This is a genomic window from Paenibacillus sp. FSL R5-0623 (genome assembly GCF_037974265.1).
GTDB lineage: Bacteria > Bacillota > Bacilli > Paenibacillales > Paenibacillaceae > Paenibacillus.
Window position 1 is genome coordinate 4499708 of sequence record NZ_CP150233.1, and the last position, 12679, is coordinate 4512386.

At 45.9% G+C, this 12679-nt stretch carries 13 protein-coding genes; 4 read left to right on the top strand and 9 right to left on the bottom strand.

From position 1 onward, the window contains the following. Positions 1-168 precede the first annotated feature (168 nt). The 3 genes from MKY92_RS19740 to MKY92_RS19750 form a co-directional block, all read right to left on the bottom strand. Positions 169-897 carry a trehalose utilization protein ThuA gene (locus MKY92_RS19740; RefSeq protein ID WP_017687549.1) on the bottom strand — a complete coding sequence of 243 codons (729 nt, stop codon included), beginning with the start codon at positions 895-897 and terminating at the stop codon, positions 169-171. 24 nt (positions 898-921) lie between these two features. Then, complete coding sequence (locus tag MKY92_RS19745; protein ID WP_036674961.1) at positions 922-1890, bottom strand: sugar phosphate isomerase/epimerase; 969 nt, start codon at positions 1888-1890, stop codon at positions 922-924. A 201-nt stretch (positions 1891-2091) separates the two neighbouring features. Beyond that, positions 2092-3204, bottom strand: coding sequence for a Gfo/Idh/MocA family oxidoreductase (locus tag MKY92_RS19750; RefSeq protein WP_339297368.1), 1113 nt, complete (start codon positions 3202-3204; stop codon positions 2092-2094). Positions 3205-3394: 190 nt separating this feature from the next. Here MKY92_RS19750 and MKY92_RS19755 point away from each other — a divergent pair, with 190 nt between their 5' ends. Continuing rightward, positions 3395-4213, top strand: coding sequence for an AraC family transcriptional regulator (locus tag MKY92_RS19755; protein ID WP_221822176.1), 819 nt, complete (start codon positions 3395-3397; stop codon positions 4211-4213). 25 nt (positions 4214-4238) lie between these two features. Here the strand turns inward: MKY92_RS19755 and MKY92_RS19760 are convergent, their stop codons facing one another. Beyond that, positions 4239-4553, bottom strand: a complete 315-nt coding sequence (locus MKY92_RS19760) for a hypothetical protein (protein ID WP_127545610.1) — start codon at positions 4551-4553, stop codon at positions 4239-4241. Positions 4554-4585: 32 nt separating this feature from the next. Next, entirely contained in the window at positions 4586-5524 is a 939-nt protein-coding gene (locus tag MKY92_RS19765; RefSeq protein WP_339297369.1) for a Gfo/Idh/MocA family oxidoreductase, read from the bottom strand. A 199-nt stretch (positions 5525-5723) separates the two neighbouring features. Here MKY92_RS19765 and MKY92_RS19770 point away from each other — a divergent pair, with 199 nt between their 5' ends. Next, positions 5724-6335, top strand: coding sequence for a VTT domain-containing protein (locus tag MKY92_RS19770; RefSeq protein ID WP_339297370.1), 612 nt, complete (start codon positions 5724-5726; stop codon positions 6333-6335). 181 nt (positions 6336-6516) lie between these two features. Further along, positions 6517-7479 (top strand): peptide-methionine (S)-S-oxide reductase MsrA, encoded by a 963-nt coding sequence (gene msrA / locus MKY92_RS19775; protein ID WP_036614455.1) that lies wholly within the window; start codon positions 6517-6519, stop codon positions 7477-7479. 104 nt (positions 7480-7583) lie between these two features. Here the strand turns inward: msrA and MKY92_RS19780 are convergent, their stop codons facing one another. From MKY92_RS19780 to MKY92_RS19790, 3 genes are all read right to left on the bottom strand, one after another. After that, entirely contained in the window at positions 7584-8819 is a 1236-nt protein-coding gene (locus tag MKY92_RS19780) for an MFS transporter (protein ID WP_339297371.1), read from the bottom strand. Between the two features lie 81 nt (positions 8820-8900). Then, positions 8901-9509, bottom strand: a complete 609-nt coding sequence (locus MKY92_RS19785; protein ID WP_339301851.1) for a TetR family transcriptional regulator C-terminal domain-containing protein — start codon at positions 9507-9509, stop codon at positions 8901-8903. A 135-nt stretch (positions 9510-9644) separates the two neighbouring features. Next, positions 9645-10445 carry a lipid II flippase Amj family protein gene (locus tag MKY92_RS19790; protein ID WP_339297372.1) on the bottom strand — a complete coding sequence of 267 codons (801 nt, stop codon included), beginning with the start codon at positions 10443-10445 and terminating at the stop codon, positions 9645-9647. A 389-nt stretch (positions 10446-10834) separates the two neighbouring features. Here MKY92_RS19790 and MKY92_RS19795 point away from each other — a divergent pair, with 389 nt between their 5' ends. Continuing rightward, positions 10835-11305 carry a DUF2188 domain-containing protein gene (locus tag MKY92_RS19795; protein WP_339297373.1) on the top strand — a complete coding sequence of 157 codons (471 nt, stop codon included), beginning with the start codon at positions 10835-10837 and terminating at the stop codon, positions 11303-11305. A 125-nt stretch (positions 11306-11430) separates the two neighbouring features. On the opposite strand, the gene MKY92_RS19800 is transcribed toward MKY92_RS19795, so the two are convergent. Continuing rightward, complete coding sequence (locus MKY92_RS19800; protein ID WP_036614465.1) at positions 11431-12165, bottom strand: YitT family protein; 735 nt, start codon at positions 12163-12165, stop codon at positions 11431-11433. Between the last annotated feature and the right edge of the window lie 514 nt (positions 12166-12679).

The following is a 12679-nucleotide window of genomic DNA, read 5'->3' on the forward strand; positions in this document are numbered from 1 at the left end:
ATCCCAGTATACATTACACGCTGCGTCGTAACCATGGGAAATATCGTATAACTTCCCATAGTACTATCTTACCCAAAAAGAACCCAACTGCCACAGTCATCATTGACTCGGAGAAGGGTTCTTTTTGAATAAAACGTATAATTTCCATTACACGATTGAGTTAGTGAATTAGACCAGCACGCCACCAAATGGTCTTACAGGTTCACTCTTGCCAAATTCCGGCTTAAAGCTGCGGGCAGGATATGCCCATTTCACAGCGTTACTGATCACTCTTAATATTTCCGGTTTGTAATAGGTCGGATATGTCTCATGACCTGGTCGGAAATAAAAGATTTTACCTTCACCACGCCGGAACGTACATCCGCTCCGGAATACTTCCCCACCCTGGAAGTTGCTTACAAACACCAGTTCATCCGGTACTGGAATATCGAAGAATTCGCCGTACATTTCTTCTTTTTCCAATACAATCTTGCCTTCGATGCCATCCGCAATCGGATGAGATGGGTTAACACACCATACAATTTCCTGCTCGTCAGCTACACGCCACTTCAGATCGCAGCTTGTTCCCATCAGCGCTTTGAATGGTTTGGAGAAATGACCTGAATGGAGCACAATCATTCCCATCCCGTTCAGCACTCGCTGCGCAACCTTCTGTGAGATCTCATCGCTTACGCGATCATGTGCCATATGTCCCCACCATATAAGCACATCTGTGGAATTCAGCACTTCATCACTTAATCCGTGTTCAGGCTGATCCAGTGTAGCTGTACGAATAGCAAAGCCTTCGCCGCCAAGTCCGTCAGCCAGTGCTCGATGCAGACCATCCGGGTAGACTTCCCTTACTTCATCGTGAATTTTCTCATGGACAAATTCATTCCAAATGGTGACGTTGATCATATTCAATTTCCCCCTAGTGTAGCTCTAAACCCACCACATATCGCCCAGCGGTTCTTCGATCAATACTTGCTGGAGATTTTGCACGGCTTTAGAGAATCCTTCTTCAACCGACATCAGACCGTCTTCGTGCTCAATACTTACTACATAATCATATCCGACCAGACGCAAGGCACTCATAATATCTGCCCATGTCTTGTTATCATGTCCATAACCGACCGAGCGGAACTGCCAAGCCCGATCCAGCATATTGGTATAGTCCTGCATATCCGTTACACCGTGTTTGTTCACGTTTACCGGATCAATCGTTGTATCTTTGGCATGGAAGTGATGGATGGCTCCTTCACGTCCCAAGATGTGAATTGCCTGAACCGGATCAATACCTTGCCACCACATGTGACTTGGGTCCAGATTGGCTCCGATCACTTCACCTGCTGCTTCACGCAGTCTCAGCAACGTTGCTGGAGTATGAACGGAGAATCCACCGTGCAGCTCCAATCCAACTTTTACGTTACGATCTGCTGCAAATTTACCCCACTCTGTCCAGTAAGGGATAACTTTGTTTTCCCATTGCCACTTCAGGATTTCTTGGAAGTCATTCGGCCATGGTGCAACAGGCCAGTTCGGATATTTGGCATCCTCATGATCTCCCGGACAACCGGAGAATGTATTCACTACAGGTACTTCAAGCTTCTCAGCCAGTTCTACTGTTTTAACAAAATCATCGTGGAAACCTTTGGCAATATCCTTTTGCGGATGTAGCGGGTTACCGTGACAGCTGAGTGCACTGATTGTCAAACCGCGTGATTCCACTGCATTTTTGAAGTTTTTCAATGCTGTAGGATTGCTTAACAACTCATCTGGCTTACAATGTGCATTGCCTGGATGTCCGCCTGTTCCGATCTCTACTGCTTTTAATCCCTTGGATGCTACATAATCAAGAGCATCCTCCAATTTACGTCCTCCGAATAGTACCAAAAATACGCCGAGTTTCAAGTGCGATTCCTCCCTGGATTAGATATCGTATGATTGCTGAATTCATGAATATTGAACTGTATACAATTACCGTTCAGATCACATGCCTGTTTGATTAGTGTGGAAAATCGAGAGTGTTTCTATCCTGAAATTGAACGTAAGAATACTGGTTATTCTGCATCACTCGTAAGAGCATCAAGCTTTGAACACTTTTTACTCAGACTAGTGTGATTCCACGGTTTCAATCTCAGTTTGAACTGTGTGAGTTACTGCAAAAGAATCATAGCTGCTCTCCAGATGTATATGCTTGCCTTCAAGTGAAGAACGCTGGAATGAATGCATGGCTTCCAGTACGTGATAAGCAAGCTTACCACTGGCTTTGTGTTCCCGTCCGGCACGAATGGATTCAACCATTTCCGTTACGCCGATGCCTCGTTCGTTTTGTCCACTTTCGAAGACTGGTTTAACCGTCTCCCAAGTGTCTTGACCGTATCTGCGAACCTTCACTTCCCCGTTAAAGTAATTGGGGTCAGGTACACTAAGTGTACCTTCTGTACCATAGATTTCAATACGTGGCAGATCCGAAGCTCCGCGAATATCGAAACTGGTAATCATGGTTGCAATGGCACCTTCTGCAAAATCAATGGTTCCTGCCAAGTGGGTAGGCGTCTCTACTTGAAGCGCTGTACCTTCCTTTGGCCCAGAGCCAATCTTGCGATCTGCAATCTGTATGCCTGCCGAGGCGCTGATTCTGCGTATCGGTCCAAGTAGCGTAATCAGAGCGGTCAGGTAGTAAGGTCCCATATCAAACATGGGTCCGCCGCCCGCGACATAAAAGAACTCTGGATTAGGATGCCAAGCTTCTGGTCCTCCACCCATGAAGAATGAAGTCGCTGCAACCGGCTTGCCAATCAGCCCATCCTCAATGGCTTTACGAGCTGTCTGTATGCCTGAACCAAGGAAGGTATCCGGTGCAGAACCAACATACAATCCCTTTTCCTCAGCCAACTCAACAACCTTGCGACCATCCTCAAGAGAAATTGCCAGCGGCTTCTCGGCATACACATGTTTGCCTGCTTCGAGTGCAGCCAGATCGGTCATGGCATGACTTCCAGGAACCGTAAGGTTCAACACAAGTTCAATTTCGTTATTTTGCAGCAACTCATCTACATTGTAAACGTTTGCGATATTAAATTCATCTGCCCGTTCCTGAGCGCGTTCACGAATCAAATCCGCAACAGCCACGACTTCAATGACCGGGTTGTTTTTGAGATTTTCCAAGTAGATGGCGCTGATGTTACCACACCCGATGATGCCTGCTTTCATTTTCTCCACTGTGACGTTCATCTCCTTACGCATGGTGAAAATCTGCGTTTGAATGGTTGAGATACATATGTTTTGTTGGATGTTTCCTGTTCCTTGAATCTAATACTATGGTATTCCGTTTCAGCTTCAATTAAAATGAATAATATGATTGAAACATGAACTATCTGGTCATAATTTTCAAATTGCAAGGAGTATGCCCATGCCGACAGATCAATCCTGCCAAGTTCTTACAGCAGGCTTTTCATTTCATCGTAAACCCTACGCTATGGTGCAGCCTGAAGGGGTGAAGAACTACCTATTAAGACTGCAAACAGACGGACGTTGCCGTGCACGCATAGACGGGGACATGTCCCTGATAGATGCGGGCGATCTGCTTCTTTTTGATCCTGACGAGCCCTATGAGCTAAGAATAGACAATGAAACCAATCCGATGGGAGAACGACTGGTGGAGAGTGGCGACTATCACATCTTCTTTAATGGTTCCTGGGTGGATGAGTGGTGGAAGCGTCACAAACGGCCGACCCGAATCAAAGTCGAACTGACGGAAAGCCTCCTGGTCCTGTTTCGACAACTCGTGCTGGAGCAGCGCCGCATCTCCAATCCTTATCCGGAAATTTCAAGTTATTATATGCGAATTTTATGTCTCGAAGTGGATCGTCTGCTCGCGGAGCATCCAACGATAACCAACACCAATTATGTGGCTTATGAGATCAAAAACTACATTGAAGAAAACGCTTCCTCTTTATTTAAGCTCGATGATGTGGCAACACATATTGGCATCAGTGTCTCACGGGGTGTACATCTCTTCAAAGAAGCGTTTGGCAAAAGCATCATGCAATACACGCTTGACGTACGGCTGAATATGGCCAGGGAACGGATTATTTTCAGTCCAATGACCCTGGAGCAAGTGTCTGAGTCTTCTGGCTTTAACAACTATACCTATTTTCATCGGGTATTCCGTTCCCGGTTCGGCATGTCTCCGAAGGAATTCCGCGTCATTCACCGGGAACAGATGTAATCATACCAGTATACGTAAGTTGAACTTATTTGCGCGCGGCTATGGCCTCGGATACAACCATCGCCAGATCTTCATTACCAAACATGGACAATACACCAAGTACCGTATCATCCGGGATTTCACCGGCTTCCTCCTTGGATACAATCAGCTTCTGCACCTGCTGCAAACGCTCGTTGCTCTGCTGATTCGGGTAGGCTTGCCGGTACATCTCTTCCGGGTCCAAACCATGATTGACACACCACTGGGCAAATACGAGGATCATCATCTCTTCTTCCTGTTTATAGGTTTCTACAACAGCTTCCTCGATCTGTTTATTACGTTCCTTTTCATATTCATCCATGACTTGTATTCCTCCGTATGTGTATTCTGCAATTATTTGCGAATCAATCGTTCCGCCAGTTCATGACTGTCCATGACATGACTTGCACTGATCAGGCAATCATCAGGTGAGTCCAGACAAGCCAGGAAATTATCAACTGCTCCGCTAAAACCTCTGCGTGTTAACACGGTGTCCCAGCTCCCGAACGTTTCTTTGGTTTCCAGACTCCCCTGTTCCATGCAGCTGATCGTGTCCATGTTCACCACTTCAACAGATCGTCCACCACCATGCAATTCGATCTTCTCCAGATCTGCCCCAGCTTCACGCACCATATCGAATCGACCGTAGGCTGTTCTGCCCAGCTTGGCCGTTCCGGTTGCATGCAGCAGTCTGTCCAGATCATTCTTCCGAATCCATTGATGAAGCAACTCCACATTATGATCCGAGTACCACAACATCAGATCCAGCATATGGATGAGATCATCATAGATGGTTTCTGCCGCAGGACGATCCTGAATGCCTGTACGATGTTTGGTCACTGTCAAGGATTCAAAACCTTTTCCACCCTGCATCCATTCTTTCGCTTTTTGGTACATCGGTGCGAATCTACGGTTGAAGCCTACTGCGAGTAGCAGCCCTTGTGCCTCGGCAAAAGCAGTCATCTCTTCCGACTCCCGAATCGTATAGGATAACGGTTTGTCTACGTACACGGCTAATCCCTGTTCCAGACATTGCATGACAATGTCAAAGTGCGCTTCCGTTGCTGTATGTACAAACACCGCATCCAAGTCCCAGGACAACAGTTCTTTCAGATCCGTTGTTCCCCGTTCTAATCGATACGCCTCCTGAACGACTTTGACCGGCTCCGGAGATCGGTTCATAATGCCTACAATCTCCACGTTCGGATGAGCTGTTAACAGCGGCAAATATACTTTACGTGCAATATCGCCGAGGCCGATAATTGCAACTCGTTTACGTTGGGTTGTTTCCATGATGATCATTCCACCTTCAGTTCGGTTCTATATTTCCACGTCCTATAGTGTAACCCTTCGGACAGCAACTTGCCAGTGATTGCAGCACACTTCGCACGAATTGTTCAGACAATGGGCGAACGTGGTAAACTTAGGAGGAACAGCAGTACAGATCGGGACACGACCAGACCTGCCTGATCTGAAAGGAGCGTTTGGGATTTTGCGAAAATGGTTATGGCTTCTGTTATATGTTTTACTTGCAGGAGTCACGTTTATTTACAGATATGAACTGCTGGCCTGGACAGATCTTCATCAGTCCATTCCGCTGTTACTCGCCATGGCAACATTGTTTGCTCTTGTGCCTGTAATTCCTTATAAGTTTGTTATTATCGCCTTTGGTTACAGTTACGGTACCACCACGGCAGCCTGGATATGCTGGCTTGGCACCACACTTGCAGCCATGCTCGTATATGGCGGAGCAAGAACCATCTTCAGACATCAGGCGAGATCGTACCTCGAACGTATTCGGGGTCTGAACCGTTTTACCACATGGATGGAAGCACATCCGTTCATGGGTGTCATGTCGATGCGACTGTTGCCGATCGTGCCTCAGATGGCCGTTAATATCTACGCAGGTATAACGTACACGCCATTCTGGGTCTTCATGCTTGCCACGGCCATTGGGAAAATGCCAGCGATTTTTGTATTTGCCTATGCAGGTGCGCAAGCTGAAACCTCAATCTGGCTGAGCCTGGGCATCCTTGCCGGATATCTGGTGTTCATGGCCATTGTATTGCTCTTATTTCGCTTTCGGTCACGCAACAAAGCCTGAATTCACAATTCGCAAACCGTTCAGATTCAGCTTGTTTTCATTCCGGCTTGGTTGGCTTGCCAATTCAGGATATAATAGAAGAGCAAGCCTAATGCTTGTGTAACAAGTTTTAATAAATCGGTAGATTGCTGGAGCTCGAACACGAGCGCTAAATCTTCATCAGAAATGGAGTGACTATAGCATGGAACAACATTCAAGTGAGTTAGCAACTTTTGCAGGCGGATGCTTCTGGTGTATGGTATCCCCCTTTGAAGAACTGCCCGGTATTCATAAAATCGTATCGGGTTATACAGGAGGACATACCGAGAATCCAACATATGAAGAGGTCTGCTCGGAGACAACAGGACATGTAGAGGCTGTGCAAATTACGTTTGACCCTGCCATCTTCCCTTATAAGAAACTGGTTGAACTGTTCTGGCAGCAGATTGATCCTACGGATACAGGCGGGCAATTCCATGACCGTGGATCTTCCTATCAGACGGCCATCTTCTATCATAGCGAAGAACAGCGCCAGATTGCGGAAGCTTCCAAAGCGGAGCTGGGACAAAGTGGACGTTTTGACAAACCAATCTTCACACCCATCTTGCCAGCAAAACCTTTCTATGAAGCGGAAGAACATCATCAAAATTATCACCGGAAGAACCCTGCCCATTACAAACGCTACAGCAAAGGTTCTGGACGTGTAGATTTCATCGAACGCAACTGGACCGGTAACGTGGATAAAGACGGGCTGAAAGAGCGTTTGACGCCGCTTCAATATGAAGTTACGCAGAACAGCGCAACCGAGCCTGCATTCCATAACGAATTCTGGGATCACCACGGTGATGGTATCTATGTGGACATCGTATCTGGCGAGCCATTGTTCAGTTCTACCGACAAATACGATTCCGGCTGCGGCTGGCCGAGCTTCACACGTCCATTGCGTGACCACAACGTGAAGGAAAAAACCGATCTCAGCCACTTCATGATTCGTACCGAAGTGAGAAGTCGTGAGGGCGATTCCCATCTGGGTCACCTGTTCAACGATGGTCCTGCCGAAGCAGGTGGAATGCGTTATTGCATCAACTCTGCGGCACTTCGTTTTGTACCCAAAGAAGACTTGCAAAAAGAAGGATACGGTGAGTACGCCGTCCTTTTCCAATAAGTTATAATACAAATACAAAAAAAGCAGTGGGATGGTCCCGCTGCTTTTTTGTTGTACATTCTTGTTTTTCATAGACGAACTATTGTTGCACGAAAATGCACTGGTTAGGTTTGGCTCGAAGAGATTTCCGAAGTCAAATGGCTGGCAGGAGCCGTCTGATCATCATGAAATTGAATACGCATCGCTGGAATAATACCCATGATCATCACGGTAACCGAGATTGCGTAGACGATAAAAATGGATGTGCTGTTCATCAGTACACCTGCCATGGAAGATCCAAGAAGCATACTTCCTATGAATAAAGGTGTGATGGTGCCATTCACTCTCCCGATCAAATGCTCATCGATCCGGGTGACCAAGTACGTGGAGATGATGACGTTGATAAATGCCAAACTGATGGAGCTCAAAAAGCTGATCAAAAGGGTCAGCCAGAACCAACTGGATAACACTTCCCCCATCGTGGCTACAGCAAGACACAACACACCTACGATTAGAGTTAAAGTCTGATTCAACTTGCCACTTACAGCAGCGGCAATCCCTCCTCCAATCAATAAACCTAATCCGGATGCTCCAGAGAGGAACTGTAACGACGTTGCTTCAAGTCCCAGACGTTCGGTGATCAGAAATATTCCAAGTGGGCTGATGAGACCCGCAGAAAGCCCTATACAGATGAATACCAGACTAAGCATTTTTAACGAGCGAGATCGAGCAACATATTGCCAGCCCTCTTTGATATCCGCTAATAATGAGGTATTTGTTTCCCGCTGCGTGGCGTCTTTAGGCAGAAATGTGAGTAGAAGCGCAGAGGTGAGGAATAGAATGAGTAATGCGTACATGGATGCCTGAATTCCCATTGCAGTGTATATAAACGTTCCGACGATTGGTCCGAGAATTAAAAACAACGATTGACCACTCTGTGTAATCGCAATTGCAGATTGCAAATGTTCTCCCTTTACATTTCGCCTCACAATCTTTAGAGAGGATGGTTGAGAAAACTGGCTAACTATAGAGGATACAAACGTGGCTACGTATAGAATCTGCCAATACCCGGAAGATAAAACGCCAATAATCATGACAATAGACAACGCACTCAGAATATCCCCCAGTATCATCGTACGTTTGGGATTCCAGCGATCAGCAAGTGCACCGCCAATGATGGAGAAAACAAAAATTGGGGCATATTCAAGTACGGTAATCAGCGAGACGGCTATTGGACTTCCCTGAGTTTTATCCATCACATAATAGAGGATCGCCATATTCCGGATCCATATCGCCAGATTTTGCAGCAGATCAGACCCTGTCACGATTAAAAAAGCTTTGTTCCTGAACAATGTGTTCATTCTCCATCTCCTCTTTTAAACCGACTGTCCGGTTTATTAATATTCAAAAAGAAAAACTGACGTTACATCAGCTTTTCATGGTTAACGTTGTTGAATGCCTGCCAGCAGACCGGCCATGCCTTTGTGGTAAATACGACGAATATCCGTCAGGTCCTTCTCATAATAGAGTGTAGTCAATCCACTAAACAGACCGTAGATAATGTGCATTACATCCTGTGGGTCATCGGGTTTTAACTCCCCATCTTCCATCCCTTTAGTAATAATGGACTCATATGTCGCATACGGAATTCGGATCAGGGAAAGCATCTCATCAAGCATCTCCTGACTGACGACCTGACCCGAGACAAACTCGTTAATGGCGTGATTCAGCGGGTTAGCCAAGTCATCCACGTAATGGTCAGCAAGTCCGTACAGTTTGTCTATGGCGGTCTTATACCCGGATTCTTTGTCCAGCCAAGCATTCATCCAATCTTCATTGTTAAGCTTGATTAGATACATGAATAACTCTTCTTTGCTTTTGAAATGATAATAGATGCTGCCTTTACTCCGATTGTTAATCGTACATATGTCTTCCATGGAAGTTGCACTATATCCCTTTTGGGCAAACAGTTCCTTGGTATTACGTGCAATGTCTTTTTTTATCTGGGTAACATCTTTTCTTCGTTTGACTTCGATTGGAAAAACCTCCATAAAAATAAACCGACTATTCGGTCTAATAGTATCACAGCACAAATACCCCGTCAATTCAATTTGCACAGACACCCTCATTTGCTACTTCAAAAGATGTACAAGAGAGTGCCTGGCGACAATTCAGGAGAGAAGTCGTCACATCATACTTACGATCCAACCTATCCAATACGCAAATGGAATTAATAACAACTGTGCCAACAGAGTACCAAACAAACGAGATACGAGCATGCAGCCATAAATCTGATTCATGCGATCCAAACGGATCTCGCCACGTAATGATCGGTCACTGAGCAGGGAAATCCGCGGATCAATCAGGATGGTTAACAAAATAGTGGCTATTCCGTTAATTAGCCCGGTTGATTGAGATGCAGCTACAGCCTGCCCTGGGTAAAGATAAGCTGCGTACAAGCTGGACAGGACACCCGTGGTGTAGATTGCGGTTACCGCTACATTCAGCATCATTAACCGTCTTGGCATCCCATGTTGCACCAAACGTTTGGCCATCTTCCAGGATGGCGGCGTGATGTAATACGTTGCATTTCTAATCTTGCTTCGCTTCAGCATACCGCGAACCATCGCAGGGATAGAACCAGCTGCTTCAAAATGCACAACCATTCTCGCTGAGAGCTTCACCATGGTTGGAAAACACAATATGGCTAATGCCGTTCCAATTGTTGCAGCACCCATTAACCAGTGCAGCTGCGCCGCAAAGTGTGGATTGGCTCCACGTGTTGCGGTATCCACCAGATTACCTACCATTGGACCCTGGGCCATATTCGAGGTTCGAGAAACCAGCAGTAAAATACCTGCCAAAGAAATGGCCAGTGCAATTCTGCGGGTGCGTAAACCACCAAGGCGCAGCGCGTATGATAAGCTGTCTGCGGTATGAATCAGCATGGTGAACAGCATAGGGATTGCCAGGCTAAGACTAAACATATGTATGTACTCCTTTATATTCCTGTTATTGAACTTATTTCTTTCATGGACAGCATTATACTCCTCTAGCTTGCAAAAGTATAGGAACGAGATCCTTTTATATAAGTTGAAATAAAGAATGTTTACACTGGACACTCCGATGACAGAACAACCTTCCGATCGCTGTTATCCCCAGATTTTTTGATTCCTTTTAGAAAGGGGTAAATCCGGGGATAAAGGCGAACACTTCGTTTCTTCAGGTTTTTTCTGTCCTCTCCGTTTCGTGTAAAGTTTATTTCAATTTATATAGATCATCGGTAAATGCACTTACGACCTCGGCTGTTCATCGTTTATCCCTCCCCTCAGAGGGTAATATACAACTAATCCATTATTGTACAGGAGGGGTTCATATGCCTTGGAACAAACAGGATTATCCGGTATCCATGAAGAATCTGGAACCACGTGTCAGACATAAAGCCATTGAGATTGCCAATGCTCTGCTCGATGACGGGTATGAAGAAGGGCGCTCGATTGCCATAGCGACAGCTAAGGCGGAAGAATGGGATGAAAATCATCCCGTGCCGGAAAGTTCGAAATCGGACTCCACATCTTCTTCCGAAAACTCCAACCGTAACAAGTCATCTTCCACGGATCGTCGTCATTCCGAGCCCATTTCTTCGTCCAAAAGTCATGATAACATCCATGTCGTGCCTACCGACTCCGGTTGGGCGATCAAGGAAGAAGGAAAGTCTACCTATCTGTCCACATTTGATAGTAAAGCAGAAGCTGTAGATAAGGCCAAAGAACTGAGTAGTAAACAAAATATTCGAGCGATTATCCATAATCAGGATGGTCAGATTGCTTCTTCGATCAAGCCCTGAATGAAACGGAAAACAATAAAATCCCTTTTGCTGCTGAAGAGCAGTCAAAAGGGATTTTGTATGAACTTTAACTATCAAGACCTGAATATGATGCATACAGGTTATGGTTATTCTGAAACGTATGGTTAATTGGATACCCCTCTAGCCACCGTAGTCCGTTGTGAAATAGCAGCAGCGTTAACTGCCTTGGCTGCAGCCGATGGCATCGGCAATTTCACAGCTGAAGTTGTAACCACGGTTCCGCGAGCCGGAACACTGACGACGTACGTGATGACTTTACTGGCAATCCATACGGCCAGAATCGTATATAAAGTTTCTTTTACCGGAAGAAAGAAAAGCGACAATCCCAATACAAAAGCATCGCTGACAAAGAAAACTGTTCCCAGCTTCCATCCCTTCCAGCGGCTAACCAGCACGGCGAGAATATCGTCTCCACCTGTCGCTCCACCGAATCGAAGCACGATCCCAGCGCCTACCCCTGTCAATATACCGGATAGAACTGCCGGAATCCACAGATTTCCGTTAAACGACAATACCAGTGTGGAGTATCGTTCAAAGCCGTCATAGAATAGGGAAAATGCACCGACGCCAAGCAATGCCTGAATCATGAATTTCCAGCCTTTGAGGAACCAAGCCAGGATCATGACCGGAATGTCCAGTAACAACATACCGATAGCAGGTGATAAGCCTGTTGCGTATTTTCCGAGCAGGGCCAGACCAACAAATCCGCCCTCCGATAAATGATTCTGAAAGTTAATGTGATAATAAGCAAAAGCTAAAATAAATGTACCGAGCAGCATAATGGCGAATTTGATCGCCTCTGTTTTAACGTGTTGTAAGGTTAACGATGTTCTCTTCATTCAGGTTCCCTCGCAGTTTGTAGGTTGGTTTTTTAGACCGACCGTACCCTGCAAAAGGTAAGCCTGGAAGAAATCATCGTGTACGTCCTTCGAATATTCATTCCAATCCCCTCTTTCGCAGAGTCAGCCGTTTTTTTGAACCGGTTGGTGTACTCTACAAGGGGCGCTATGTGTATGAGAGATCGTAACGTTTCCAGATCGTCCTTGGGGAGATTGTCCTTCGGGAACTCATGGTATCCTGATCCTTTCTGTTCTGTTGTGGTTAGCTGTGCTCAGTTAAACTGAAAAATAACTACAATGCATAAGCTTGAACATTTAATTGTACACTTACACTTGGATTACAGTACCCTCTTTTGATCGCGGTTATCCCCGGATTTTTGGAATTCCATTCTTCCCTCTGAGGAAAATCCGGTGATAGCCTATGCCTCCGAAGCTGCTTTCTTTCAGAAAGCTTTCAGGTGAACGCTTCGCTTCTACAGATGGGTTCTGCACTCTTCGTTCCTGTGTAAATTGT